This is a genomic window from uncultured Mailhella sp. (genome assembly GCF_944324995.1).
Classification (GTDB): domain Bacteria; phylum Desulfobacterota; class Desulfovibrionia; order Desulfovibrionales; family Desulfovibrionaceae; genus Mailhella.
In genome coordinates this window covers 180926-207314 of sequence record NZ_CALUYL010000001.1, presented here as the reverse complement: position 1 = coordinate 207314, position 26389 = coordinate 180926, and the positions used below count along the sequence as shown (strand labels likewise).

19 protein-coding genes and 1 riboswitch are annotated in these 26389 nt (G+C 56.3%); of the genes, 9 read left to right on the top strand and 10 right to left on the bottom strand.

Features of this window, described 5'->3' with window-relative positions:
- Nucleotides 1–57 precede the first annotated feature (57 nt).
- Together Q0K02_RS00880 and Q0K02_RS00875 are read left to right on the top strand one after the other, a co-directional pair.
- Nucleotides 58–2070 (top strand): tripartite tricarboxylate transporter permease, encoded by a 2013-nt coding sequence (locus Q0K02_RS00880; RefSeq protein ID WP_294484077.1) that lies wholly within the window; start codon nucleotides 58–60, stop codon nucleotides 2068–2070.
- A 314-nt stretch (nucleotides 2071–2384) separates the two neighbouring features.
- Nucleotides 2385–4310 (top strand): NAD(P)/FAD-dependent oxidoreductase, encoded by a 1926-nt coding sequence (locus Q0K02_RS00875; protein ID WP_294484075.1) that lies wholly within the window; start codon nucleotides 2385–2387, stop codon nucleotides 4308–4310.
- Nucleotides 4311–4584: 274 nt separating this feature from the next.
- On the opposite strand, the gene Q0K02_RS00870 is transcribed toward Q0K02_RS00875, so the two are convergent.
- The gene (locus tag Q0K02_RS00870) at nucleotides 4585–5934 is read right to left on the bottom strand and encodes a sodium:alanine symporter family protein (RefSeq protein ID WP_294484074.1); all 1350 of its coding nucleotides are present in this window, start codon (nucleotides 5932–5934) and stop codon (nucleotides 4585–4587) included.
- Nucleotides 5935–6077: 143 nt separating this feature from the next.
- Nucleotides 6078–6163: riboswitch (glycine riboswitch) on the bottom strand.
- 199 nt (nucleotides 6164–6362) lie between these two features.
- On the opposite strand from Q0K02_RS00870, the gene Q0K02_RS00865 reads away from it, so the two are divergent.
- Both Q0K02_RS00865 and Q0K02_RS00860 read left to right on the top strand, forming a co-directional pair.
- Nucleotides 6363–6635 (top strand): hypothetical protein, encoded by a 273-nt coding sequence (locus Q0K02_RS00865; protein ID WP_294484072.1) that lies wholly within the window; start codon nucleotides 6363–6365, stop codon nucleotides 6633–6635.
- Entirely contained in the window at nucleotides 6601–7119 is a 519-nt protein-coding gene (locus Q0K02_RS00860) for a rhodanese family protein (protein WP_294484070.1), read from the top strand. Before Q0K02_RS00865 ends, Q0K02_RS00860 begins: the two co-directional genes overlap by 35 nt.
- Nucleotides 7120–7209: 90 nt before the next feature.
- Here the strand turns inward: Q0K02_RS00860 and Q0K02_RS00855 are convergent, their stop codons facing one another.
- On the bottom strand, nucleotides 7210–8373 hold the full coding sequence (locus tag Q0K02_RS00855; protein WP_294484069.1) for an MFS transporter: 1164 nt from the start codon (nucleotides 8371–8373) through the stop codon (nucleotides 7210–7212).
- A gap of 103 nt (nucleotides 8374–8476) precedes the next feature.
- Between Q0K02_RS00855 and Q0K02_RS00850 the strand changes: the two genes are divergently transcribed.
- Nucleotides 8477–9358 (top strand): MerR family transcriptional regulator, encoded by an 882-nt coding sequence (locus Q0K02_RS00850; protein ID WP_294484068.1) that lies wholly within the window; start codon nucleotides 8477–8479, stop codon nucleotides 9356–9358.
- Nucleotides 9359–9436: 78 nt separating this feature from the next.
- Here Q0K02_RS00850 and Q0K02_RS00845 read toward each other — a convergent pair whose 3' ends face one another.
- The 7 genes from Q0K02_RS00845 to Q0K02_RS00815 all read right to left on the bottom strand — a co-directional run bounded on the left by Q0K02_RS00845 (nucleotide 9437) and on the right by Q0K02_RS00815 (nucleotide 18971).
- On the bottom strand, nucleotides 9437–10141 hold the full coding sequence (locus tag Q0K02_RS00845) for a hypothetical protein (protein WP_294484067.1): 705 nt from the start codon (nucleotides 10139–10141) through the stop codon (nucleotides 9437–9439).
- Nucleotides 10142–10220: 79 nt separating this feature from the next.
- On the bottom strand, nucleotides 10221–12152 hold the full coding sequence (locus tag Q0K02_RS00840; protein WP_294484066.1) for an FAD-dependent oxidoreductase: 1932 nt from the start codon (nucleotides 12150–12152) through the stop codon (nucleotides 10221–10223).
- A gap of 32 nt (nucleotides 12153–12184) precedes the next feature.
- Entirely contained in the window at nucleotides 12185–14119 is a 1935-nt protein-coding gene (locus Q0K02_RS00835; protein WP_294484065.1) for an FAD-dependent oxidoreductase, read from the bottom strand.
- Between the two features lie 99 nt (nucleotides 14120–14218).
- Nucleotides 14219–15088 (bottom strand): amidohydrolase family protein, encoded by an 870-nt coding sequence (locus tag Q0K02_RS00830; protein ID WP_294484063.1) that lies wholly within the window; start codon nucleotides 15086–15088, stop codon nucleotides 14219–14221.
- Nucleotides 15089–15154: 66 nt separating this feature from the next.
- Nucleotides 15155–16144 (bottom strand): TAXI family TRAP transporter solute-binding subunit, encoded by a 990-nt coding sequence (locus tag Q0K02_RS00825; protein WP_294484061.1) that lies wholly within the window; start codon nucleotides 16142–16144, stop codon nucleotides 15155–15157.
- A 28-nt stretch (nucleotides 16145–16172) separates the two neighbouring features.
- Nucleotides 16173–18038 carry a TRAP transporter fused permease subunit gene (locus Q0K02_RS00820; RefSeq protein ID WP_294484059.1) on the bottom strand — a complete coding sequence of 622 codons (1866 nt, stop codon included), beginning with the start codon at nucleotides 18036–18038 and terminating at the stop codon, nucleotides 16173–16175.
- Between the two features lie 114 nt (nucleotides 18039–18152).
- A complete protein-coding gene (locus Q0K02_RS00815; protein ID WP_294484058.1) occupies nucleotides 18153–18971 on the bottom strand; it encodes an amidohydrolase family protein in 819 nt (272 codons plus the stop codon).
- Between the two features lie 349 nt (nucleotides 18972–19320).
- On the opposite strand from Q0K02_RS00815, the gene Q0K02_RS00810 reads away from it, so the two are divergent.
- The 4 genes from Q0K02_RS00810 to Q0K02_RS00795 all read left to right on the top strand — a co-directional run bounded on the left by Q0K02_RS00810 (nucleotide 19321) and on the right by Q0K02_RS00795 (nucleotide 24122).
- Nucleotides 19321–21342 (top strand): sigma 54-interacting transcriptional regulator, encoded by a 2022-nt coding sequence (locus tag Q0K02_RS00810; protein ID WP_294484057.1) that lies wholly within the window; start codon nucleotides 19321–19323, stop codon nucleotides 21340–21342.
- Nucleotides 21343–22167: 825 nt separating this feature from the next.
- Nucleotides 22168–23607 carry a putative sulfate exporter family transporter gene (locus tag Q0K02_RS00805; protein WP_294484056.1) on the top strand — a complete coding sequence of 480 codons (1440 nt, stop codon included), beginning with the start codon at nucleotides 22168–22170 and terminating at the stop codon, nucleotides 23605–23607.
- 24 nt (nucleotides 23608–23631) lie between these two features.
- Nucleotides 23632–23793 carry a bacteriocin-type signal sequence gene (locus tag Q0K02_RS00800; protein ID WP_294484055.1) on the top strand — a complete coding sequence of 54 codons (162 nt, stop codon included), beginning with the start codon at nucleotides 23632–23634 and terminating at the stop codon, nucleotides 23791–23793.
- A 74-nt stretch (nucleotides 23794–23867) separates the two neighbouring features.
- Complete coding sequence (locus tag Q0K02_RS00795) at nucleotides 23868–24122, top strand: hypothetical protein (RefSeq protein WP_294484054.1); 255 nt, start codon at nucleotides 23868–23870, stop codon at nucleotides 24120–24122.
- Nucleotides 24123–24663: 541 nt separating this feature from the next.
- Here Q0K02_RS00795 and Q0K02_RS00790 read toward each other — a convergent pair.
- Entirely contained in the window at nucleotides 24664–26220 is a 1557-nt protein-coding gene (locus Q0K02_RS00790) for a sigma-54 dependent transcriptional regulator (protein ID WP_294484052.1), read from the bottom strand.
- Nucleotides 26221–26389 lie beyond the last annotated feature (169 nt).

Below are 26389 nucleotides of genomic sequence, written 5' to 3'. Positions count from 1 at the left end.
TTTCGGAGCATTCGGAAAGGAATCCGTTTTTCCTAAAATTACAGTAAAGGTATTACTATGTTAGAAATGTTGTGGAGCGGACTCCTTACCTGTCTCAGCCCCATTAATGTGCTGGCGCTCGTCATTTCCGTTGCGCTGGGTATCGTGGTCGGAGCACTGCCTGGTTTCGGCGCGGCCATTGGTATGATCATCATTCTCCCGCTGACCTATACCATGGACCATTCCACGGCGCTCATCGCCCTTTCCGGCGTGTATGTGGGCTGTGAATACGGCGGTTCCATCTCGTCCATTCTGCTGAACACGCCCGGAACCTCCGCGGCCATGGTCACCGCCTTCGACGGTTATCCCATGGCCAGAAAGGGCAAGGCGAGAGACGCCCTGCTCATTTCCAATATCGCGTCCTTCTCCGGCGGCATGATGTCGGCCCTGGCCATGCTGCTGTTCATGCCGCTGCTTGCTCCCTTCGTCATCAAGTTCGGCGCGGCGGAACTCTTCCTGCTCGCGGCCGTGGGTCTGTTCCTCGTGGGCTCCATCAGCGCGAAGGATCCGCTCAAGGGCATCGTTTCCGCGGCGCTCGGCGTGTTCACCACCTGCATCGGCGTGGACGCCTATGTGGGCAACCCCCGCTTCACCTTCGGCAGCATCGACCTCATGGGCGGCATTCCTTTCATTCCCGTCATGCTCGGCACCTTCTCCCTGCCCAGCATGCTGAACATGGTGCTTGCCCCCACCTGCGGCGTGCAGGAACAGATAGCCTTTGAAAAGGCCGGATTCCGCGACAACGTCTCCGCCTTCTTCCGCCTGTTCCATATGATGTTCAGCAAAATGAAAATGCTGCTCGTTCGCTCCGGCCTCATCGGCGTGGGCGTGGGCATCGTGCCCGGCGTGGGCGCTTCCGTGGCCACCATGCTCGCCTACTCGAGCGCCAAGCGCTACTCCAGGCATCCCGAAGAATTCGGCAAGGGCGCGGAGGAAGGCATCGTGGCTTCCGAATGCTCCAACAACGGCCTCGTGGGCGGCGCGTTCATTCCCGTGCTCGCGCTGGGCATTCCCGGTTCTCCCGCCGCCGCCGTGTTCATGGCCGCCATCTTCATGCACGGCATGGCCCCCGGCCCGAACTTCCTCGCCAACGAAGGCCCCGTGGTGTACATGGTCATCATGGCCCTGTTCCTCTGCGCCGTGGTGCAGATGCTGCTCGGTCTGTTCACCATCGGTTCTCTGGCCAACATCCTGCGCATCCCCTCGGACAAGCTCTTCCCCGGCGTCATCGTCATCTGCGCCATCGGCGCCTACGTGGTCCGCGGCCTGAACCTCGACATCTGGATCTTCGTGCTCTTCGGCATCGCCACCTATTTCCTCATCCGACTGGGCTTCAACCCCGGCGCCTACGCCCTCGGCGTCATCCTCGGCCCCGTGGTGGAACGCTCCATGCTCGAAGCCCTCTCCCTTGCGAGAGCCAAGGGCGCGCTCGTGTACTTCATGAACCGTCCCGTGGCACAGGGCATGCTGGTGCTCATCGCCCTGTATGTCATCTACCGCGTGTACAAGCGCGTGCGCAACGGCAAGACCGCTCAGGCCAAGGGCGCGTCGGGCGAGATTCCGCGTCTGCTTGAAGGCATGCGCGGCGCCGATCTCATTTCCGGCGTCATCATGCTGCCCGTCATCGGCGCGCTGGCCTCCATGCTCGTGGACTACCCCGAAAAGACGGCCATGTTCCCCGCCATCGTGCTCGGCCTGCTCGCGCTGCTCATGGCGGCCATCATCCTCAAGGCCGTATTCATGCCGGCGAAGTACGCGGGCATGACGGAAGCTCCCTTCTCCTGCATCAACTGGAAGGGCATAGGCATGCACGCCGCGCTTCTCATCGCCTACGTGTTGTGCATCAAGTACATCGGCTTCTACGTGTCTTCCGCCACGCTGGTGTTCATTCTCTGCACCGTGCTGAAGAACGATCTGAAGTCCAGGGATCTTTTCTGGAACGTGGTGTTCACGCTGGTGTTCGTGGCCGTGTGCTACGTCATCTTCTCCCTCGGCTTCAGCGTCAACACGCCCCGCGGCATTCTGTTCTAGGGCACTTTTTCCAGCAACCATCAGGGAATTCGCCGGATTCGGGCATTACCGGTCTGGCGGATTCGTTTTTTCGGGGCGTGACGGACGTGTGTCGCGCCTTCGGATGCGGATGGCGGCGGTTCGGACAATCTTCCGATGCGCCGCAAACGCCCGGCCTGCGCCTGAAGACGTGTTCGTACTGTCGGCAGAGCGCGCCTTAGCGCGGTGCCGGGCGGCTCCGCAGCACGACAATCAAAATTCCGACAGTTTCTGCGCCGAGATACGGCGGCGTGTTGCGTCTGCCGGGCGTTGCTTAGATTACAAGGAGGCATGAGATGGCTTTTCCTCACCTTTTCACCCCCGCGAAAATCGGGAATCTTGAAATACCCAACCGCTACGTTCAGACTTCGGTGCAGACCCGGGGCGGAACGGAAGACGGTTTTGTGGGCGAACCGCTGTTTGCCTTTCACAGGGCCCGCCTGGGGCAGGCCGGTCTCGTCACCGTGCAGCAGACCTTTGCGTGGCCTTCCGTGAAGCTGGCGCAGGGCCTTGCCCTGTGGGACGACAAGTACATTGAAAAGCTCGCGGAGCTGGCGGCGCTCATCAAGTCCGGCGGCGCAAAGGTGTTTCTGCAGCTCGGCGGCGCAGGCTCCCGCGCGGGCACGAAGAAGGAATGCATTGCGCCTTCTCCGGTGCGCGGCTCCTGGGATCTCGTGGTTCCCAGAGAAATGACCCGTCAGGAAATTCTCGACTATATCGAATGCTACGCCCAGGCGGGCAAGAGACTCTACGAAGCCGGATTCGACGGCTTTGCGCTGCACGGCGGTTCCGGCAAGTTCATCAGTCAGTTCCTGTCCCCCTACAGCAACCGCCGCACCGACGACTTCGGCGGCACGGCGAAAAAGCGCATCGCGCTTCCCCGCATGATCGTGGAAGCCATCCGCGAGCGCACCCGCGACGACTTTCCCGTGTACATCCGCTTCCCGAAGTGCGACTACATGGAAGGCGGCATGACCCTCGACGAGGGCATTGAAGAGATGGGCTATCTGGCCGAGGCCGGTGTGAACGCCTTCCTCATGACGGGCGGCGGTCAGGAACGTCTGTGGCACGGTGTTCCCATCTATGCGGAAGGTTCGGCGCAGAACATCGCCGACACCGCCAAGGTCAAGAAGGCGCTTCCTAATGTGGCCATCATCGCAAGCTGCGGCCTGCACGATCCGCATGAAGCGGACAAGATGATTGCCGACGGCGTGGCCGACTTCATCGGCATTGCGCGTCCGCTGCTGGCCGATCCCGACTACGTGGGCAAGCTGCGCCGCGGCGAGGAAGACAGCATCCGCCGCTGCGTGCGCTGCAACAACTGCCAGACCTGGGCCTCGCGTCCGAGACTGGTGGGCCGCGGCATGTGCTGCACGGTGAACCCCGCCCTGATGATGGAAGACACCTATGTTTCCCGTCCCGCCGAAAATCCCAGGAATATCTATGTGATCGGCGGCGGTCTGGCGGGCATGCGCTGTGCGCTCGCGCTGGCCGAACGCGGCCACCACGTGGATCTTTTTGAAAAGACCGGCGAGCTCGGCGGTCAGTGGCTGGTGGCTTCCGCCGGCGACGACAAGGCCAGCTTCCGCACGCTCGTGCCGTGGCTGAAGGAGAACATGGACAAGGCCGGTGTGCGCATTCACATGAACACGGCGGTGACGCGCGAACAGATCATGGCCGCGCATCCCGACGAAGTGGTGCTGGCCACGGGCGCCACGCCCCGCGCGCTTTCCGGCGTGGACGGTCAGGACAGCGGCATGCCCATCGTGTACGCCATGGACGTGCTGCGCAACAAGGTGAGCACCGGCGAGCGCTGCGTGGTGCTCGGCGGCCGCTACATCGGTCTGGAAACGTCGCTCAAGCTCGCCCGCGAAGGCAAGAAGGTATGCCTTGTGGAACTCAACGAGCTTGGCCGCGGCCTTATTTCCCGCATCCGCGGCTGGCTGTTCCAGGAAATCGCCAACTGCGACAACATCCGTCTGTTCCCGGATTCCACGCTGTTCCGTCTGACCGCGCATACCGCGGAAATCGATCACGGTCACGCGCTCTTCCCCGTGAAGGCCGACACGCTGGTGCTCGCCATCGGCACGGTGCCGGACAAGAAGCTTCAGGAATCGCTCGGCGACTGCGGCATTCCGGTGCACACCATCGGCGACTGCGATCACATAGGCGACGCCTATGAGGCCATGGATCAGGGCCTGGCGCTTGGTCTGAAGCTGTAAACGGCAGGGAAAAATTCCCCTGACTGGCGGAAGCGTTTCCGCATGAAAAGAGCCCGTGTCGCTGTTCGGCACGGGCTCTTTTCGTCTCGAAGCTTTTCAGAAGCGGCCCCGAAGGGCATGTCGTCATGCTCGGATGATGTTGAAGTAGTGGTGGCGGGAAGGGATTCGCTCCCGTAGTTTTTTGATCCTGCGGTCATGAGGGCGGGCGGAGCGTTGCGCCCTCATGACATGCCGTCAGGCGGCAGGACCTCGATGTCGGAAGGCGACGCAGCGATCAGTCGTCGCGCTTGCTTTTGGCGATGGCCACCACCACGCCGGAGAGGGCCAGCAGGCCGATGAGGTTGGGCAGCACCATGAGGCCGTTGAACATGTCGGACATGTTCCACACGAGGTTCACCTTGAGGCCGGAGCCGATGACGATGAACACCACGACGATGGCGGCGTAGATTTTGACGTATTTTGCGCCGAACAGGGCCTTCACGTTGGCCTCGCCGAAGAAGTACCAGCCGATGATGGTGGAAAAGGCGAAGAAGAACAGGCAGACGGCAATATAGATGTTGCCGAGGGAGCCGAACACCGTGTCGAAGGCGATCTGGGCGAGTTCGGTGCCGGTGCTGCCGCAGTTCCATTCGCCGGTGATGACGATGACGAGGGCGGTGCAGGTGAGCACCACGAAGGTGTCGATGAACACGCCCATCATGGCCATCATGCCCTGATCGTCGGGATGGGCGACCTTGGCCAGCGCGTGGGCGTGGGGCGTGGAGCCCATGCCGGCTTCGTTGGAGAAGAGGCCGCGGGCCACGCCGTAGCGCATGGCCTCGCGCACGGTGATGCCGAGCGCGCCGCCGCCGGCGGACTGGGGATCAAAAGCCATGACGAAAATGGTTTTGAACGCGCCGGGCAGGGCGGTGATGTTGGCAAAAATGATGATGAGGCAGCCGCCCACGTAGAGGAGCGCCATGAGGGGCACGAGCTTTTCCATGACCCAGGCGATGCGCTTGGCGCCGCCGAGGAAGATGGCGGCGGAAATGAGGGCCACGACGACCCCGACGAGCACGGGCGAGAGTCCGAAGGCGGTGCTGAAGGCCGCGCCGATGGAGTTGGACTGCACCATGTTGCCCATGAAGCCGAGGGCGAGAATGATGGCCACGGAGAAGAATCCGGCGAGCGCCTTGCCGAAGGCGCCGGGGAAGGCGGCGCGGATGTAGTAGGCCGGTCCGCCGACGGTTTCGCCGCGTTCGTTGGTGGTTTTGTACTTCTGGGCGAGCACGGCTTCGGAGTAGTTGGTGGCCATGCCGAAGAAGGCGCTCAGCCACATCCAGAAGATGGCTCCGGGGCCGCCGGCGGCAATGGCCGTGGCCGCGCCGGCAATGTTGCCCGTGCCCACCTGGGCGGCCACGGCGGTGGCGAGTGCCTGGAAGGAGCTCATGCCGGTGTGGTCGGCGCTTTCACCGTGCAGGGAAATGTTGCTGAACAGACGGCGGAAGGCGTGGGGCAGCTTGCGCAGCTGAATGAAGCGCAGCCGGATGGTGTAGAAAATGCCCGTGCCGCAGAGCAGGAAGAGCAGAAGCCAGCCCCAGAGCACGCCGTTGACCGCATCGACTATCTGACTGATGAATTCCATAAACCATTCCTTCGAGCGCATGAGGAACGTTGTCCGCAACCCGTCATGCCCTCTGTTTCAGGGTACAAAAAAAGAGCAAATCCATGAGATTTGCTCCAGAGAAACGCTTAGGGATGAAGCGGCAGGTATGGTCGAGCGGCAAGATCCTAAGCTCTGTCCTTTGGCCTGAGAGTTTCGGCTTTCGCCTTGCACCTTCGGCACCCAAACGGGATTCTCCAGAGCTCCCTCCGCTGCTAGTCGGCCTTGCGGCGTTCAGGCAGTTTCAACGGGATCATGTGCTTTCCTGTGGAAAGCAGGAAAAATCTAGTATGATTTGCGGACGAATGTCAATAATGTGCCGGTGAATCAGTAATGTATCGACATGCAGCGCGATGTTGGAAACAACATCGTTTTTGTTCGGCGTGGATCTTCATGTTTCGGAGAGGAGCATGGCGGAGCACATCATTATGCCGGGACATGGAAATTTGCCGAGGCAGTGCAGAATGTTTCAGGAAGAGGGGCGGGAACACTTTGATGCAGGACTGTCCAGAGGTCGTTCGGACGCGTCCGGCAAACGGAATGCGTTCGCCTTTTGCCGCAAAGAGGAAGCATCGGAGCAAATATTTCTCTCCCCCTTGCGCGCGGCGCCTTTTTCTGACACCCTGACCGCAAAAACAGGAGTTGCTTATGCTGCCTACCATTTCGCCCCGCAGGGCGTTTGAAATGTTGAAGAACGGGGAAGCCCGTCTTGTTGATATCCGGGAAACGGCGGAATATGCGGAAAACTTTATTCCCGGAGCCCGTCTCGTGCCGCTGTCCATTGCGAAGATTTATCCGCTCAAGGACGCCGACGCCCCGGACAAGCCCGTCATTTTCTTCTGCCGTTCCGGCAATCGCACGGACAAGGCTTCCGACCTGCTGCGCAGTCTTGCCGGCGACGCCGAGGCCTGGCAGATGGAAGGCGGCCTTTCCGGGTGGCAGAAGGAAGGGCTGCCCGTGCAGCACGAAAAGGCGCCGTTCCCGCTGTTCCGGCAGATTCAGATTGGAGCCGGAGCTCTGGTGCTTCTGGGCATACTGGGAAGCTACGTGTGGCATCCCATGTACTGGCTTTCCGCCTTTGTGGGCGCGGGGCTGGTGTTTGCCGGAGTCACGGGCTTCTGCGGACTCGGACTGCTGCTGGCGCGCATGCCGTGGAACAAAAAATGATGGCTGCATGATGAACGAACGCCGGGAACATTCCCGGCGTTTTTCGTCGAGCCGAAGGGGCGGAATCGGGCATGCGCCTCTTTTCGGCGGCTAGGCCCTGGGAGCGCGTGTTCTTTTTTCCCGGAAGAGGAAGGATCCCAGCGCCAGAATGACGCATGCGGCCACAATGACGAGCAGGGAGTTCTGCAATCCTTGTTCATGCGCGATGAATCCGAGCATGGGCGGGAAGAACAGCAGGCCGCTGTAGGAGAGAATGGAGACAATGGCGCTTGCTCTGCCTGCGCTTATGCCCGGGCAGCTTCCCGCGCGGCTGAAGAGCGTGGGCACGATGGGGGAAAGTCCGGCTCCCATGAGCGCGTACCCGGCAAGACATACGGCGGGCAGCGGCGAGAAAAGCGCCAGCAGCATGCCGGCAAGCGCCAGCAGCGAGCCGCCGAACAGAAGAACGAAGTCGCTCAGCACGTGCCGCAGTCGATCGCCGAAAAGGCGGCAGAACACGGTGGTGACGGAAAAGGCCGCGAACACGAGGGCGGAGGTGTGTTCGTCTGCGCCCTTGACGGTGAAGAGCAGCAGGCTGCCCCATTCGGCTACGGAGCCTTCCGAGGCGTAGGAGAGCATGGAGAGAACGCCGCAAAGAAGCACGAAGAGCGGCAGCGAGCGGACGTCGTCCTTGCCGTCCTGTCGGGAAACGGGCAGATCGTTCAGCAGATGTGAGGAAGCCTTTCCGAGAAAGCAGGCGTAGAGGCCGAGCACGCAGGCGGCGTTGATGAACGGATTCAGGCCGAGACCGGCGAACACGGCCCCGGCGATGGAACCGGTAACGCCGCCGAAGCTGTAGGCGGCGTGCATGAAGGACATGCACGAGGTGCGATAGCGATGTTCCGTGCGTATGCCCTGAGTGTTCATGGACACGTCCACGAGGCCCATGCTTGCGCCGACGATCAGACAGCCTGCGCCGAGCTGGAGCGGCGTTTGGGCCAGACAGCTCAGCGCCGTGGCGGCCGCAAGCGTCATGGAACCGTATTTGAGAAGATTCCGGCTTCCCCAGAGGGCGATGAGGCGGCTGCTGCAGAACAGAGCGACGAGGCTGGACATGCCGACGCAGAGCAGCAGAAGACCTATCTGGGATTCGTCGGCGCCGGTCTGCATTTTCAGCGCGGGCAGGCGGGAAGTGAACACGCCATAGGCGAGTCCGGGGCAGAGAAAGAAGTACGCGCAGGCCGCGCGGGTGATGGAAAACTCAGTCCGTTTCATGCCAAGATCCTTGATTTTTTCCGAGACAACGCGAGTCGGCGTCTTTTCTTCGGTCGTTCGTCAGCGTAAACTACTGGGTAACACAAGGGTCAAGGAGAAAGGCGTGGGAAGAAAAAGTTTTTTGAAGATCGGGGAATTTGCCCGCGTATGCCATACCACCAAGGACACGCTGCTTCATTACGACAGAAAGGGACTTCTCAGCCCGGCGTATGTTTCGGAAAACGGCTATCGACGATACAGCATGAAGCAGTTTTTCGATTTTGATCTGATTTCTCTTCTCAAGGAAACGGGCAGCACGCTGGAGGAAATAAGGAAGTGTCGCGAACGTTGCGGGGATGAGGGATATCTCGGCCTTGTGACGGAGCGCATAGCCGTGCTGGAGCGGGAACAGGAACGCATGGCGCATCGGCTTGCCATGCTCAGGGGCTTGGCGCACATGGGGGAGAAGGCCCGGAGCGCGACGTACGACCGGCTTTTTTTCGAGCGGAGAGAGGCGCTTGAGATACGCGTGTATCCTGTGGATTCCGAGAAGATCGCCGTTCGGGAATCGAGCGCGGAATGCTATTCCGAGTGCCTGATGCGCAGCCTGATGGAAGGAAACAGCATTGATCCGCCGCTCGGTGTCATCATCCCCGAGGACTGCGCGTGCAGGGGCGAGTTCCGCATTGAGAGCATGTTTACCGCCGCGTGGCGCGACGTGGGACGGGAACGCGCCGGACGCATGGAGCCGGGCAGGTACGCCTGCCTGTTCCATCGCGGCGACATGCAGAGTCACAAGGAGGCGTTCGTCCGCATGACGGCGGAACTTTCGGCCCGGGGAGAGCGTGCGCTCGGCCCCGTGTACGCGTTTGACCAGATGAATTACGTGCTCGGAGAAACCGGCGAGGAGTACATTGCCGAATACGTCGTGCGGGTTGGCGATGAGTGCGCTGCGGAAAAGGAACGGCGGCTCGCGGCATCCGAAGCTCCTGTGACTGCGAATTGAGGGGCCTCGGCGCAAGGAGCAGGAAAAAGCCCCGTTGCCGTCCTTGCGGAAACAACGGGGCGTCAGGGGATTGCGGGTTCAGGCATCCCGCCAGCACAGCGGCCGCTTCATGATGTATTCGTCCACTGTGATGACAAAGGATGTGGAGCGGAAGTGACGGCAGTCTTCGACCATCAGTTCCTTGGAATCCTTCATGCTGAAGTGCCCAAAGCGCAGAGCGTCTTCATTCCAGTAAGTGAGAATGGGAAAACCGTCCAGCGGAATTGAGTCTTTCGTAAGAAGTTTGTCTATGTGGTTCTGCGAGTAAGAAGCCATGCCGCTGTGATGTCTGAAGCAAAAGCTGGGATGTTTGTCCAGCCAGTATTCCATGGCCTGTGCATGTGTTCTGTCCGCGGGTTTTGTGAGAAGGGCGATGCGTTTGATTTCCGGGCTGCGTATGCCGGTGGCTCTGTTGGTGTACAGTTCCCGGATCATGTATTCTGTGACCTGATAGGCTCCAATGATGTGGGTGTCGTCGTAGAGCTCACGTACTGCACTCCAGTCCGGCCCCTTGATTTCGTCCACGGCCTGCACGCCGTAGGGATCTTCGCCGTTGGTGTCTTTCGTCAAGCAGCTCAGCGTTTGTTCCGAAAGAATATTGGCGCGGTATTCCAGTATGTCGGGGCGCTCGGCGAGAGCTCTGGCATGTTTCTTGAGATACCATTCTTTCAAAGGAGTGGTTTTGCATTGCCCCAGAAGAATGATCAGCTTGCCCTCATAGCAGGGATAGTTGTACAGCGGCATAATGACTCCGTTGGTCGAGGAGCGGCCGCTTCGGTCGAGGAGGCTTGGAGCGAAGCGGCCGGAATGTTGTTTTTGAAGATCAGAGCCGGTACGCCGCCTCGAAGCCGTCGCGCACTGCGGTGATGACCTTGCCTGCGCGGACGCTGTCGCCAACGTAGATCACCGGAACGCCGCTGGCTTCCAGCATGGGATGACTGCTCTGATCCGAGCGGTAGCCGAGGGCGAGCACGGTGCTGTCGAAGAACGGAAGCTGTCGTTCGCAGCGGAAGCGGTCGCGAACGGTGATTCGGCCTTCGCCGTCGATATTCACGATTTCCGTCTGCAGAAGCGCGTTCACGCCGAGTTCCTTCAGACGGGGCAGCAGCAGTCTGCGCGCTCGGGTTTCGAGATCAGGCGCCAGGGAGTCGCGCAGTTCCAGAATGGTGACGTTGTGTCCTTTTTCCGCCAGAAATTCCGCCGTTTCGCAGCCGACGAGTCCGCCGCCGAGAATGATGACGGAATGTCCGGCCTGCACATTGCCCTGCAGAATCTGCTGCGCGGTCACCAGCGAGCCCGCGCAGCGGCAGAAGCCGGGCACCACGGGCACGGAACCCGTGGCCGCAATGATGACATCCGGATTCGTCTGGCGGATGAAGGCCGGCGAGACGTCGCAGGAAAGTCGTATGTCCACGTGCAGGGAGTTCAGCCGGTGCTCCAGGCTGCGGATGAGCTTGCCGTACATTTCCTTGTGGGGCGGAAGCATGGCAATGTTGAGCAGGCCGCCGAGGCGGTCGGCCTTCTCCGCCAGCGTGACGCGGTGTCCGCGCTCCGCCGCCGTGACGGCCGCGGTCATGCCCGCAGGCCCCGCACCGACAACAAGCACCTTTTTGCTCACTGTCGCAGGAATCTTCGGCCAGAGAATTTCATGCCCGGCCCGGGGATTGACCGCGCAGGTCACGCATTCTCCGCGGGAGGTGAAGCCTATGCAGCCGTCGTTGCAGGACATGCAGGGCGTGATGGCGTCGTCGTCGCCGGACTTCAGCTTGGCGGCGAAGGCAGGATCGGCAATCTGGCCTCTGCCTACGGCAAGCATGTCGGCCTTGCCTGAGTTGAGAATATTTTCCGCCGTGGCGCGATCGTGAACTCGGCCCACGACGATGACGGGAATGCGTCCGCCCACCGCCTTTTTCACTGCGGCGGCGCGGTCGGCATTCCAGCCCATGGGAATGCAGGCCGGAGCCGTGACGAACTGATTCGTTTCCGGGCAGGCAACGGTGACGTTGACGGCGTCTATGCCGGCGTCGGCGAGCGCAGCGGCTGCGGAGCAGGCCATGTCGAGGGTAAGACCGCCGTCGATGAGCTCGTCCACGGAGAGGCGGAACAGAATCGGAAAGTCATCGCCCACACGCTTGCGCACGGCTTTGAGCACTTCCAGTGCAAAACGCAGACGTTTTTCCGGCGTGCCGCCCCAGGCGTCCTGACGGCGGTTGGTGCGGGGCGAGAGAAACTGCAGAATGAGATAGCCGTGCGCTCCGTGCAGCTCCACGGCGTCAAAGCCCGCTTTTCTGGCCCTGTCGGCGGCGTCGGCGTAGGCCTGAATGATGTGCAGAATGTCTTCTTCCGTGAGTTCGCGGGATTCTTCGTCGCTGGTGACGCCCGGAATCTGTGAGACCAGGAGTCGCTGCTGACCGGAAAACATGGGCAGCGCGCATCTGCCGCCGTGCTGCAGCTGCACGGCCATGTGTCCGCCGACGGCGTGAACAGCGTCGGTGAGACGTTTCAGGCCGGGAATCATGGCGTCGCTGTCGATAAGAACTCCGCGGGCAAAGCTCAGACCGCTGCGCTCTACGCAGGTGGCTTCCAGAATGTTGAGTCCGCAGCCCCCGGCCGCCCGCTCCACATGATAGCGGATGAGGCGGTCGGTCACTTCGCCGTTTCGGGCGGCATAGTTGGTGACCATGGCCGGCAGAACGATGCGGTTGGGAAGTTCGAGCGTATTGATGCGAATGGGGGAAAATATGGGAGAATTCATGAATATTCCTCGGAAAAATCCAAAATAAAGGCCTAGAGATCATGCACAACGTGCATGGCGGAACTTACGGCCGCAAGCACTCTGCCTGCCTTCACGCAGTCGCCCGCGGCGGAGTAGGGGATGCCAGCGGCGTCGAGTTCGTCGCAGAGCTTTTTGTCGGCTCTGGAGCCGAGGGCGATGACCACGGTGTCGAACGGACCGAGATCGACCGTTGACCCGTCCGCGCGGGAGGCGGAAATGCTGTTGCCTTCAAAGGCCTGCACCTTGTGCCCGGTAAACACGGAAACGTTGAGCGCTGCCAGACGTTTTTTCATGAAGTCCTGCATGACGGGGTGAATGCCCTGCGCAATGTCGTCCGCCATTTCCACGATGCTGACGCTGCGTCCCGTGCGGGCGATGTATTCGGCCGTTTCCGCGCCCACGAGCCCGCCGCCGATGACGGCCACCCGGGCTCCGGTGTCGTCGAGATGACCGTCGAGCACTTCATCGGCGGAAAGATGCGGCACGTTTTCCAGTCCCCTGAAGGGAATGGAGAGGGGAAGGCTGCCGGTGGCGACGATGACTCTGTCGGCGTTGAAGCTGCGGATGAAGTCTGCGTCCACGGGGCAGTTCAGGCGAATCTCGACGCCGACGTTTTCCAGTCGATGGAACATGTTGAACAGGTAGATGGCCAGATCGGTCTTGAACGGCGGCAGTGAGGCGAGGAAGAACTGTCCGCCCAGGCGGAAGCGCTTTTCGCACAGGGTGACGCGGTGTCCGCGGCGGGCGGCGTACCATGCGGCCTCCATGCCGGCGGGGCCGCCGCCGACAATGAGCACGCGAAGAGACGTTTTTGCTTTTTCGTCCGAACGGAATTCGCCCTCGAAGCCCATGAAGGGGTTCACGGCGCAGAGCGTGTCGAGGCCCACGCCGGTGCGCATGGCGCAGCCGTCGTTGCAGCCGAGGCAGTTGCGCACGGCGTTGAACTTGCCTTCGGCGCACAGCCTGGGCAGTTCGGGATCGGCAATGAGGGCGCGTCCCATGGCCACGAAGTCGGCAATGCCGCTCTGAATGATTTCTTCGGCCTGAAACACGGTCTTGATGCGCCCGGCAAGAATGAGGGGAAAGTCCGGCCCCACGGCCTGACGCACGGCAATGGCGCGCGCTCTGTTGATGATGTAGCCCTCGCTCGCCGGAGGAATGACGGTATGATGCGTGGCGTAGTTGCCGGACACGATGTGGATGGCGTCGATGTCGCCCGTGGCGGCAAAGAGCGCCGCTGCCGCTGCGCCGTCCTGCAGCGGCAGACCGCCGGGCAGGCTTTCTTCCACGCTCATGCGGAAGGTCACGGTGAAATCTCTGCCCACGGCCGCGCGCACGGCCCGTATGACTTCAAGACTGAGTCTTGCGCGGTTTTCCAGCGAACCGCCGTATTCGTCCTGTCGCTTGTTGGTGTAGGGCGAGAGAAACTGCGTGAGCAGATAGCCGTGAGCGCCGTGAATTTCCACGGCGTCGAACCCGGCCTCTCTGGCGCGCCGGGCGGCTGCGCCGAACTGTCCGACGATGACGGCGATTTCTTCCTTCGTCAGCACGTGAACGGGTTCTTCCGAATAGGCGACGGGGCAGTCGGAAGGGGCCACCACGGGCAGTCCGCTGATGGCGCTCCAGGTTTCGCGGCCCGCGTGATGAATTTGAACGGAAATTTTGCCGCCCTGGGCGTGTACGGCGTCGGTGAGACGCCTGAGGCCGGGAATCTTGTTGTCGTCGTCAATGCCCACGCCGCGGCCGAAGCCCTTGCCCTGAGGCGTGACGTAGGTGGCTTCCAGCGTGTAGAGTCCCACTCCGCCGCGGGCTCTTTCGGCCGCATAGGCGATGAGGCGGTCGGTGACGAATCCTTCCTCGGACGCGAAGCTGGTCACCATGGGGGGATAGATGATGCGGTTGCGCAGTTCCACGTTGCCGAGACGCGCAGGTTCAAGACATTTCATGATGTTCTCTCCGGGGCGGGAATATACCTGTAATTTATATAATAGGCATGGTAACTACATAGTATTTATACATAATTACCATGCCTTGTATGGAATGCGTTAAATCAGCTGCAACAGTTCTGCGGCATTGTAGTACAGGGATCTTTCAAGAGCTTCCTTTTCCAGGCCTCTGTTTTTCCAGTTCTCGATGCTCTGCTTGAACCCTCTGATCGGATAACTCGTAGCAAACAGGAAGCGGTATTTGAGCCACGAGTTTGCCGCTCTGGCGTATTCCTGGAACATGGGCATTTCACGAACATAGAAATAGCAGTCGGGGGACACGTACACGTTGGGGCACTGCATGGCCACGCCGAGCACTTCCGCCACCTTCGGCCAGCATCCGTGCGCAAAAACGACCTTGACCTTGTTGAACTTTTTGAGGATGGGCATGAGTCGAGTCGGGTCGGAATAGGTCAGATCGGGGCCCAGGAACGAGCTCATGGTCAGCGTGAGAATAAGGTTGTACTGCTGACAGGCGTCAAAAATGGGAACCATGCTCGGGTCGTCGAAGTAGATGGGGGGATTGCACCAGCCGCCGTCCACGGACACGCCCTTGATGTGATATTTCTTCACGCAGTCTTCTATTTCTTCCACGGCCGTCGGCGAATGGGGACAAATGCCGACAAAGCCGGAAAAACGTCCTGGATATTTTTCCGTCAGTTCATAGACATCGCTGTGCAGGGTGTCGCCGTACACGGGGTTATGCGTCTGGCGCCCCATGATGACGCCGTGCGTGACGCCGGCTTCGTCCATTTCCTTTATCATGAGGTCAATGCTGCCTTCATCGACGGAAGGAACGGGCTGACGCTCGAATCCGGTAGGCTTCTGCAGCCTGGGATCAGCAATGTTGCCGGCGCTCTGCCAGGTTTTTATGATGCCGAGTTCAAGAAAGCTTTTGAACGGAGGACGGATGCGAAAGTCGATAACCATGGATGATCTCCTGTAGGATAGGAAAGGTTCGGCGTTTTTTTAGGGGGGATGTTTCTGTGCAAAAGGCTACTTGATGATTCCTTTTTCCTTATAGAATCTCGCCGCGCCGGGATGCATGGGCAAAGAAAGATCCTTGACGGCGGTATTCAGGTTGATGGTGTTCCAGGACGGAATGGCCCGGATGATTTCTTCTCTGTTGTCCAGAATGGTTTTGGTGATGTTGTAAACGAGTTCTTCGTCGAGATCCTTTCTCACTATGAACTCCGCGCCGTCTCCCGCGCAGGGAATTTCGGAACCGACAGCGCCGCTGAAATACGTGGCGGGAATTTTTTCCGGTCTGAGGCCGTACTTCTGAGACAGAGCGTTCAGCACCGTGTCGTTGAGCGGTATCCAGCGAACCTTCATGCCTGCAACGATTTCCTGAATGTAGGCGGACTCTCCGGCCCCGAACCAGCAGAACATGTCCAGCTGACCGTCTTTGAAAAGACTTACGGCGTCGGTAAAGCTCAGCGGATAGGTCTTTCCGCCCCAGCTGCGGATATCCTTGTAGGTGATGCCGTACTCTTCAAGCACCCACCGTGCGGTGAGTTCAACAATGGAACCGTTCGGACCGGTGGAAATTCTCAGCGGTATCTTGTTGGTCTTGACGTCGTCGAAGGTCTTGATGGGCGAATTTTCGGGGACGATGATGTGAAAGTAGGTCGAGTCGCCGACGTTCATGATGGACTGAACGTTTTCACACTTGCTCCGATACGGATACTGTCCCAGAAACGCGGCTTTTGCGTTTGAATGATTGGTTATGGACAGGTCGCCGTCTCCCTTGTTGAGCCGTATGGGGTTGGCCATGGAGCCGCCGGGAATGAGCTTGAAATCCGTATTGGGATAATTGGTGGTAATAAGCTTGCCTATGGCGGCCAGGCCGAGAGTCCATCCGCCGCCCATGCCCGCGCCTATGGCCGTGATATTGGTATTGGCTTCTGCCTTGGGCGCCGAAGGACAGATAAGAGCACAGGCCAACAGTGTAATCATCAGAGACTTTTTAAGTAATTTTTTCATAACATCTCTCCGTATTATAAGTGTTGGGTTACATTGTTGCCTTACGACGATTGGCATAGATCTGGATGAGCAGTATGGACACGATGGTTACGCAGCCGCAGATATCGGTGATGAAACCGGGATATATCATGAAGAAACCGCCCAAAAGCAGCAGAAGCTGTTCGATCTTGTTCAGGGGACGGAGGAGAAATCCCTGCATGGCGGCGGACACCGAAATGACGCCGACGAGGGAGGTAATGATCGACATGATGATAGTGGATGTGTCGCCGATGAGCAGCAGCGCGGGTTCAAAGACAAACATAAAGGGGATGATGAAGGAAACGGTGGCGAGTTTGCATCCTTCTATGCCGGTCTGCATTGCCGGGGCTTCAGCAATGGCCGCGCCTGCAAAGGACGCCAGGCAGACGGGGGGAGTAATGACGGAAATGACGGCATAGTACAGAAGGAACATGTGTGCGGCGATCATGGGAACGCCGGCCTTTATCAGAAGCGGAGCTCCGAGACTGGCCACCAGAATGTAGGCCGGAGCGGTAGGCACGCCCATGCCCATGATGATGCAGACGGACATGAGCATGATGAGCATGATGACGATGTTGTCACCGGCCAGAGAGGCGACCATGTTGATGAAGGAAAAGCCGGCGCCGGTGATGGTGATGACGCCGATAATGATGCCGGCACAGGCGCAGCAGGAAGTTACCATCAGGGTGTTTTTTGCGGCGAAAATGAAGGTTTCTATAATGCCTTTGAGCCCCATTCTGTTTTTGGGCGAGAACCAGGAAAGGATGTAGATGAGAAGGCTTGCGCTGAGCGCGGAATAGATGGGGCTGTAGCCCATGACGATGAGGACGATGAGAAGAATGAGCGAGGTAAGATAATAAAGTCTGGAAATGATGCTCGAAATGGAGGGAACCATGTCCTTGGGAGTGGATCCGATATTATGCTTTACGGCCTGAAAATGGATCATGAAGAACAGGGACAGGTAGTACAGAATGGCGGGGAAAAGCGCCGCCTTCGCGACAGCCAGATATCCGAGCCCGGTGATGTCGGCCATGATGAACGCGGCCGCGCCCATGACGGGCGGCATGATCTGCCCGCCTGTGGAGGCCACGGCTTCCACGGCGCCTGCAAATTTGGGGATGTATCCTACGCGCTTCATGGTGGGAATGGTAAAAATTCCGGTGCCGTACACATTGGCGACGGCGCTGCCCGAAATGCTTCCGAACAGTGCGCTTGCAAAGATGGCCGCCTTCGCCGGACCGCCTTTGGCATTTCTCGTCGCGAGGCAGGCAAGATCCATGAACAGATCGTTCATATGGCATTTCTCAAGGAAGGCTCCGAACAGAATAAAGGCAAAGATGATCGTTGCCGCGTTGGAGAGAGGAATGCCGTAGATGCCGTCGGGAAGCAGGAAGATGTGTTCAATAAGTCCGTTCAAATCTATGCCGCTGTGATGCAGCTTTCCGGGAAGATAGGGGCCGAAGTAGGCATAGGCAAGACTGATGACGGAAATGATGACAAGAGCCTTTCCGGATGTTCTGCGAGTGATTTCAAGGACAACACATATTGTAATGATGCCGAAGATAATATCTGCAGACTGAAGTTCATCTACATACGGTATTCTTGTGAGACAATAGTCAAGATTGACATAAAAATATATTCCTGTAGATATTGCGATTACGGCAAGTATGATATCAATATATTTGGAAAGTGAATTTTCAGATTTTATTAATGGAATAGATAAAAACGTAATGGCGGCGACAAATGCCAGATGAAACGATCTTTGTATGACAGTGTCGATAATGACGAGTCCTGAGGTTGTCAAAATTTGAAATATGACAAAAATGATGGATAGTACAACAACAGAATTTTTTTTGATTTTATCAAGTAATTGCATTGGGTTTCCTCCATGTTTTGTCGTTGATGGCTATCCATTGTCATATAGATTATTATTACCGGAACACTGATATTCGGAAACCTCCTACAAGTGTACCGGTAATAATAGAGACTACTAATTCAGACCGAACAGGCGTTCGGCGTTTTCATGCAGGATCTTGGGAAGCACGATGGGATCGTATCCCATGGCCAGGAACTTGGGCAGAGCCTGGCTGTAGTCGGCGTAGGGATAGGCCGAGGCGTAGCACATCTTGTCGCTGATGCAGGTATTGACGGCTTCAACCAGGAGGTTTGCGCCGGGCAGATGACGATAGATGGAGCTCTCGATGTACAGATTTTCATGACGCCACACCATGGCGATGAGTTCCTGCGTCCACGGGAAACCGGCGTGGGAAAGCAGCACCTTGAGGTCGGGAAGGTCGGCGCAGATGTGATCGACGGGCAGCGGGCTGCCCCATTCCATGTAGGAACCGCCGCGGATCGGCAGAGGACCGATGGTAATGATGACGGGCACATTCAGTTCCGCGCACTTTTCATAAATAGGATAGAAACGCTTGTCGTCGGCAGTGGTCTTGAGAGCAAACGGATCGACGGAAACGCCCTTGAGGCCGAGATCCTTGATGGAATGCTCAATGTCGGCCTGCACGTTCTCGCCCAGAGGATCGGCGCCGGCAACGCCGATGAACACGGGATACTGCTTCATGAGGCCGGAGATGTATTCATTGGAAACGTAGGGGCCGCCTACGGAGCGCAGATCGCGTCCCGAGCACACTGCGCCGGTAATGCCCATCTTTTTAAAGAACTTCATGGTGGTTTCCAGAGGCTCCGGCTTGAGCGGACGGGTCTGGGTTACCCAGAAGTTCGCAGGTTCGGGTTCGATGTACCACAGAAATTCCGGAGTGAGCGGGCGGAACCGGCAATCAATGATGGCCATAAGGCATCTCCTTGAAAAAGGGTTGTTTGTCTACTTGAAAAGTTGCAAGTTCCGTGCCAAAAATCACAGTATAGCATACTATATCATAATATGTTGTTTTTATTATTTTTACACTTTTTTCTTCCTGTGGTTGACGGCGTTTTTTGGACGCCTGGACGACGGGATCTGGTAAAAAATTGGATATTTGTCCAAATAATAGTCCAACTGTGAATTTTTATTATTTACCTTAATTTAATTAATATTTTTTATTATTTTTTACTTTTGTTGACACACATTATAAAAATATCCAGAATTTGTCCAAACTATTTAATGTCCGATCGGTGTAATATTTCACGTAATGGGGAAGCGTATGACATTTGCCGCAGCAAGCCTGAGAAACAGTCAGCGAATTTATGAACAATGGGAAAATTTTCAGAAAGGAAAGGACGTCGATCGAACCATCATACGGGAGTTCATTTATCGTTCCTGGCAGCGCTGCCGTCAGTACGGGGTGGACCCTCTCAAGCCTGTGAGCAAGGTTGCCTCGCCTGCGCAGCTCAGGGAGCAGACAGTGCTCAATGCCCCCCTCATTGAGTCTTCACGGGTCATCATGGAAAAAATTTTTTCCATGATCTCCGGCACCATGACCACCATGGTGCTGGCCAACAGCATGGGCATGGTTCTGAGAGTGCTGCCCGAGGACTCGGAGTTGCACGTGCCCGGAATGTTTTCTCGGGAAGAGTATCTGGGCACCATCGGCATAGGCACATGTCTGGAAGAAAAGCGACAGATAGAGATATTCGGCGCGGAACATTACTGCCGGTATCATCATGGTCTGGTGTGTTCGGCGGCGCCTATTTTCGGTCATAATCACGATGTGATCGGCATTTTGGGCGTGACCACCGCCGCAGAAAGCTTTCATTCTCATACATCGGGCATGCTGGGCACGGCCGTGTACGCCATTTCCCAGCAGATGCATCTGCGCGAGCTGCTTGAGGAACAGCACACCCTCATCGAACTTCTGGAAGAGGGCATCATTGCGCTCGACGCTTCAAAAAATATCCGAACTATGAACAGTAATGCACTGAAATTATTGAAACTAAAGAGTACGCCTGTGGGCAGTCTGGTGACGGACGTCATAGAGTTCAGCAGAAGCACGCGGGCGTTTCTGGATGAAGGAACGCCTTTCAATGATGTGGACACTACGCTGATTCAGCGCATTGACAACGTTTCCCTTCCCTGCGTGATGTCCGGCGCGCTCAACAAATCGTCGGGGAGCATGCTGATAACCCTGAAGGAAATGGGAAGGATGCGCGATTTTGCCAATCGGATGACCGGAATGAAGCCGACATTTCAGTTTAAAGATATCCTCGGCAATTCGGCCAATATTGAACAGACGCTCAACAGCGCCAGGCGCATAGCACCGTCCAACTCCACGGTGCTTCTTTTGGGAGAGAGCGGAACCGGCAAGGAGTTGTTTGCGCAGGCCATTCACAATGCAAGCAGACGCGCCGGAAAACCTTTTGTGGTAGTCAACTGCGGCGCGTTGCCTAGGGAGCTCATACAGAGCGAGCTTTTTGGCTATACGGAGGGCTCGTTTACCGGAGCAAGCAGGCACGGCAAGCCGGGCAAATTTGAACTCGCTGACGAAGGAACCATTTTTCTTGATGAAATAGGCGAAATGCCCATGGACGTGCAGGTCAATCTGCTGCGTCTGCTTCAGAGTCGGGAGGTGATGCGCATAGGGGGCAAGACGGCGAGAATCGTGGACGTGCGCGTGATTGCGGCCACCAATCGGGATCTTCTGCAGCTTATTCGGGAGCATCGGTTCCGGGAGGATCTGTATTACCGCCTGAACGTGTTTCCCATCAGTCTGCCGCCGCTGCGCGATCGAACCGGCGATATTGAAGTTCTGGCGCGATATTTCATCAGAAAGAGCTCGCAGCAGGCGGGAAAACATGTGGAGGGACTTTCGCAGGAAGCTGTGCAGATGCTCAATGACTATTCCTGGCCTGGAAATATTCGAGAGCTTGAGAACGTTATGGAGCGTGCCGTATACTTGACCTCAGGGCCGGTGATCTCTGCCTCAGATTTGCCGAGTGTGATCAAAGAAAGCAGTTTGCGACATAAAAATTCTATAAAAGTACATAACGAGCGTGAACATATTCTTGATGTTCTTGAGAAAAATGGATGGAATATAAAAAATGCCGTTCAGGAATTGAACATTCCGAGGAGTACACTGTATTATAAAATAAAAAAGTATAATATCTCGAGGCATGATAAAAATGAAAACGACAGAAGCGACATCGGTCGGGAAATACGAAATTTGTCCAAAGAACAAATAGACATGATTGTAAATCTGGCAAAATATTTAAAAGATAATGTTTCATGATGAATTGACAATGCAGATCGGGCGGAGTTTGTCGCACAGGCGGCGGACTCCGCCTGTATTATTGCGAAGCTTGTACAGGCGCACTGCTGAGCCGTCAGTTTGAGGAATACATAAATTTACTTGATTTTTTAGTAAGTTAATGCTGGAGCGGAGGCCGCTCGGTCTGGGGAAAAAGTTTTCTTCAAACGAGGAAAAGCCAAAAGACTTCTCGAATCTTCTGAAGAAGGAGAGGAAAGGGGGCAAAAAGACGCCGAAATGCGGCGTCATATGAAAAAATAGAGACAACCAGGTGAAAAAGCTGTGCTTTTAAAAATTTTGAGGCGGATTTTCCGTTTTTTGGCGTCGCGTGCTGAAAAGATGTCCTTTTGGGACGACTTCGAGCGGAAATTTTCATCTCTGGAGCGCTTCATATCCGAAAGCTTCAATAAAATGATAATGAAATTATATAATTGTTGCTTATCCGCCTGTGTGTTGCCCGTGTTCTGACGGGAAGAACTCCTACGGCACTGAAAAATTTTTTTTTGAGAAAAAATATTTTTTTCGGAAATGAAATGGCACAAAAAGAACTCTCCATTTAATATCTTGAATTAAAAAGAAAAAAAAAGAAAAGCTCGTTCTGTTGAGCTTGCTCTATCAGGCACATGGCGAAAAGAGGCTTTTTTTTGAGTTTTTAATTGTAACTATCACTAATTATTTAGTAAAAACAGCAATGGTCAAAAAATATCCGAGAAAAATAAACTTGTTGAACTTTTTTTGAATAATATTATTTTGAGTGCCGGTTGCGGGTGTCGCAACGCAAATTATCTTTTTAACAGGGGAGTTTATATGTCAACGAAAGCTGCTTTCAACGAAGACAAAGTAGCCCTCGTATGCGGGTTATTCATCTTCGTGCTGGCACTGGGCAAACTGATCGGCCTGGATATTCTGGGCTGGACCCTCAAGGTCGGAATGTGGGTGAGCAACCCCTTTGACGGTTTGTCTTCGGCGACGAAGGGACTCGTGCCCGGCTGGGCTGCGCTGCTTATCACGTACGTCTTCATCACTGCGGTTCTCTCCGTGGGCGTGAAGCTCATGAGAGGCAATGTGAAGCGCTTTGTCGGTTCCTTCACGCTGATCTTCTTCATCGCCATCGCCTGCTACACCGTGGGCGCCAACGCCTACATCGCCGCCAACCCCACCGAACTCGCCAAGATGGGCATTCCGTGGGCTCTGGGCCTCAGCACTGAAGCCGGTCTTATCTGCGCTCTGATTGCCGGTATCCTCATCGGCAACCTGGCTCCCGGTTTCACCGACAGCGTGCGTGAAGCCTGCCGCCCCGAATTGTTCGTGAAGATCGCCATCGTTATCCTGGGCGCCGAACTCGGCGTGAAGGCTGCCGATGCCGCCGGTTTCGCCGGTCACGTCATCTTCCGAGGCCTCTGCGCCATTGTTGAAGCTTACCTGCTCTACTGGGCCGTGGTTTACTACGTCGCTCGTAAGTACTTCAAGTTCAACAAGGAATGGGCTGCTCCTCTGGCTTCCGGCATCTCCATCTGCGGTGTGTCCGCCGCTATCGCCACCGGTGGCGCCATCCGTGCCAGGCCTGTGGTTCCGATCATGGTTTCTTCCCTGGTCGTTGTGTTCACCTGCATTGAAATGCTGGTTCTGCCCTTCCTCGCTCAGCACTTCCTGTACAGCGAACCCATGGTGGCCGGCGGCTGGATGGGTCTGGCCGTTAAGTCCGACGGCGGCGCTATCGCTTCCGGTGCCATCACCGAAGCTCTGATCCTCGCCAAGGTTGCCGGTCTCGGCACGCAGTACGAACCCGGCTGGATCGTGATGGTGACCACCACCGTCAAGATCTTCATCGATATGTTCATCGGCGTGTGGGCCCTCGTGCTCGCCTACGTGTGGACTGCCAAGTTCGACAAGACCAACGGCGAACGCACCATGAGCTGGGGCGACGTGATGGACCGCTTCCCCCGTTTCGTGCTCGGCTACCTCGGCACCTTCCTCATCCTGCTCATCATGTGCCTCTCTTCTTCTGAAATGCACAAGCTGGGCGGTGCCATGTCCGGCGCCATCAACGGCTTCCGCACCATCTTCTTCCTGCTCACCTTCTTCAGCATCGGCATGGTTTCCAACTTCCGCAAGCTGAAGGAAGAAGGCATCGGCCGCCTCGCCATCGTGTACATTGTGTGCCTGTTCGGCTTCATCATCTGGGTCGGTCTGTTCATTTCCTATGCTTTCTTCCATGGCATGACCCCGCCCATCGTCGGTGCCTAGTCTATTCTTATAAAGGAGCATAAAATGGAAGATAAAGAAGTTAAACTCCATGAAGAAATAAAGAATATGGAGTATGAGCCTCTGGATGAAACCGAACTCAAGCTCATTCACTGGAGCTGGGGTCTTGGCGTCACCCTGCTGGTCGTGCTGTTCCTCATCAGCAAGTTCGTGATGACGACGCACTAAGCCGTTTACTGAACGAATGATTCTTGTGCCGGAAAGAGAACTGTTCTCTTTCCGGCACTTGTTTGGAGTGAGTTATGCCTCGCTATCATCTGCGTTATCTTAAGGGCCCGAACTATACGCTCAATCTGGAATATGACGGCATAGTGGAAGCGCCTTCCTTTGAAGAGGCACTGCGTCCTCATACGGACTGGCCCATTACGGAAAGTTACGATCACGCCACGGCTACGGCCTGGAATCCCGGCACCTGCATGTACTATCAGGAAATGTGGGAGGCCGCGCTCCTGTCTGACGACAAGAAGGATGACAAGCCTTCTCAGAACAAGGCCTGACGACGTTCGTGCCGTCCGGTAACAATCCGATCTGAAAGGCAGGATATCCCTCAGTGAGGGCAGATGCATGATCGTTGTGCCGCTGCGAAGCTTGATCGACGAGGTGCATCCTGCTGACTGCGCGGGAGAATGACTGTAATTTTCGACGTCTTCAAGCCTGTGGAGCTGAATCAGAACGCCGGAATCTGTCTTGCTGTTCGTGTCTTTTCGTCGGAAATTGTATATTTGCAGAGTGACTGTGGCGCACTTTCCTGCAGCCATCTGTTTGTCGGTGTACAAATGAAGTGCGCGTCGTTCTAACGTTAATTTTCGCACCGGCTTTTGGGGCTCCTTTGTGTGTATATTCGTTATGCAAAACGAGTTGTCACACAAAGGAGCCTTTTTGTGTCGTATTTGATCCGGCAGAATGAGAAACTTTCTACAAAGCGTGCGGTGCTCAAATGTGCTTCCTGCAGCGTCTGTCGAGGACACAGCCTGCAGAGAGGCACAGCACGTCGGCATCCGGCTCTAAAAAACACCGGTGTTTCACGAGCTGCGAGGGTTATGCTCCCTGTGGCTTGCTGCTGGCGGACAGTTTTCGTATATGGGCCCGCAGGGTAGTATAATGGATGCCCAGAATGCTGCATGCGCTGTTGGCTCCCGTCATTTTGCCGTGAACATGGTTAAGCACTGCGGAAATGTAACTTTCTTCCAGTTCTGACAATGTGGGCCAGCCGGGAGGCGGGCAGAAGGTGTTTCCCCTGGGGTCGAGGTGTCCACCAAGTTGTACCGATTGAAAGGCCTCGGCCAGATTATTGCCGCTGACATAGTCTATCATGGCTCTTTCCACGGTATTTTTCAGTTCGCGGACATTGCCGGGCCAGCTGTACTGATAAAATGGGGCAATATCGCGTTCCGTCAGCGAGCCGGATACGCATTTGTTCAGATTAACGGCCGTTTTCTGTACGAGATACTCTACAAGAGAGAGAATGTCTTCGCGTCGTTCCCGAAGCGGAGGCACATGGATGGGATATACCGCAAGGCGATAGTACAGATCCTGCCGAAATTTGCCCTGTCGCACCATTTCTTCCAGGTTCCTGTTGGTGGCGGCAAGGAGCCGGACGTCCGTGTGCTGAATTTTGGAGCTGCCTACCCTTTGGAAGGTGTGATTGTCCAGAACCCGCAGAAGCTTTACCTGGGCAGCCAGCGGAAGCTCTCCTATTTCGTCCAAAAAAATGGTGCCTTTGTCGGCTTGTTCAAAGTAACCGTAGTGCATGCTGATGGCGCCGGTAAAAGCGCCTTTTTCATGTCCGAAGAGTTCACTGTCGATAAGATTTTCGGAAATGGCTCCGCAGTTGACCTTGATAAGCGGACCGGTTTTGCGGTTGGAAAGCTCGTGCAGGGCATCGGCCACGCTTTCCTTGCCCACTCCGGTTTCTCCATCAATAAGAACGGGAATGTCGCTCGGGGCTACACGTACGATTTTTTTCAGCACGTCGGTCAGATCCGTGCAGCGACAGAGCAGATCGTAGCCGGGCGTTTTGGTTCCGGCCGCTTCTTCTGCGAGCATTTTTTCGTGAAATTCAAAGCCTTCCTGCCAGAGAAGCTCCGAAAAGGGAAGCAGCACCCGCTGAATGGCGGCAATGCGCTGACTGGTGAATGTTCTGGGTGTTTTTGACCAGAAGTGAATGAGATATGTTACATTGTCTTTACTGTAAAACGGTATGCGGAGCAGGGATTCCTGGCCAATAAAGCAGGTTCCCTTTTCCGAAAAGTAGTGTTTGAAATCGCGAATATTGTCGGAAATATCATTTTGTACAAGAACATCGTTGATGGGGGAGTCTGGAAAGAGATAGCGAAGTTTTCGTCCAGAGGGAGTAATTTCTCTGTGTACGGAACAGTCGGGATTGGTACTGCATACAGGGGTAAGCACCCGCATGTCCGTGGAGAGGGAAATGATGTTGATCTGAGAGATGGGAATGCGGGGCGCGAGTGCGGTACGGAGAAAAAAGATGGCTCTTTCCAGACCATAGACGCTGTAGACTTCGCACAGTGCGCTGCCGATGTCATCCCAGTAGGTGTTTTCCTGTCTGATGCGGACCGGTCTTGCTCTTTTCATCGTTTTTCCATTTTGTGTCGGTACGTTATAAGTGAATATGTGAAAATTTTCTTTGATGTGAGTATTTTCATAGCATACGCACTAGCGAAATTGCAATATATGTCTCTTTTATGTCTGTATCCCATTGAATTAGATGGCTAAAAAACTTGGCATGTTTTTTGCTTCACAA

Coding starts and splice junctions, on each gene's coding strand:
- Q0K02_RS00880 (WP_294484077.1), top strand. CDS start 58: ATGTTAGAAATGTTGTGGAGCGGACTCCTTACCTGTCTCAGCCCCATT.
- Q0K02_RS00875 (WP_294484075.1), top strand. CDS start 2,385: ATGGCTTTTCCTCACCTTTTCACCCCCGCGAAAATCGGGAATCTTGAA.
- Q0K02_RS00870 (WP_294484074.1), bottom strand. CDS start 5,934: ATGGAATTCATCAGTCAGATAGTCGATGCGGTCAACGGCGTGCTCTGG.
- Q0K02_RS00865 (WP_294484072.1), top strand. CDS start 6,363: ATGGCGGAGCACATCATTATGCCGGGACATGGAAATTTGCCGAGGCAG.
- Q0K02_RS00860 (WP_294484070.1), top strand. CDS start 6,601: ATGCTGCCTACCATTTCGCCCCGCAGGGCGTTTGAAATGTTGAAGAAC.
- Q0K02_RS00855 (WP_294484069.1), bottom strand. CDS start 8,373: ATGAAACGGACTGAGTTTTCCATCACCCGCGCGGCCTGCGCGTACTTC.
- Q0K02_RS00845 (WP_294484067.1), bottom strand. CDS start 10,141: ATGCCGCTGTACAACTATCCCTGCTATGAGGGCAAGCTGATCATTCTT.
- Q0K02_RS00840 (WP_294484066.1), bottom strand. CDS start 12,152: ATGAATTCTCCCATATTTTCCCCCATTCGCATCAATACGCTCGAACTT.
- Q0K02_RS00835 (WP_294484065.1), bottom strand. CDS start 14,119: ATGAAATGTCTTGAACCTGCGCGTCTCGGCAACGTGGAACTGCGCAAC.
- Q0K02_RS00830 (WP_294484063.1), bottom strand. CDS start 15,088: ATGGTTATCGACTTTCGCATCCGTCCTCCGTTCAAAAGCTTTCTTGAA.
- Q0K02_RS00825 (WP_294484061.1), bottom strand. CDS start 16,144: ATGAAAAAATTACTTAAAAAGTCTCTGATGATTACACTGTTGGCCTGT.
- Q0K02_RS00820 (WP_294484059.1), bottom strand. CDS start 18,038: ATGCAATTACTTGATAAAATCAAAAAAAATTCTGTTGTTGTACTATCC.
- Q0K02_RS00815 (WP_294484058.1), bottom strand. CDS start 18,971: ATGGCCATCATTGATTGCCGGTTCCGCCCGCTCACTCCGGAATTTCTG.
- Q0K02_RS00810 (WP_294484057.1), top strand. CDS start 19,321: ATGACATTTGCCGCAGCAAGCCTGAGAAACAGTCAGCGAATTTATGAA.
- Q0K02_RS00805 (WP_294484056.1), top strand. CDS start 22,168: ATGTCAACGAAAGCTGCTTTCAACGAAGACAAAGTAGCCCTCGTATGC.
- Q0K02_RS00800 (WP_294484055.1), top strand. CDS start 23,632: ATGGAAGATAAAGAAGTTAAACTCCATGAAGAAATAAAGAATATGGAG.
- Q0K02_RS00795 (WP_294484054.1), top strand. CDS start 23,868: ATGCCTCGCTATCATCTGCGTTATCTTAAGGGCCCGAACTATACGCTC.
- Q0K02_RS00790 (WP_294484052.1), bottom strand. CDS start 26,220: ATGAAAAGAGCAAGACCGGTCCGCATCAGACAGGAAAACACCTACTGG.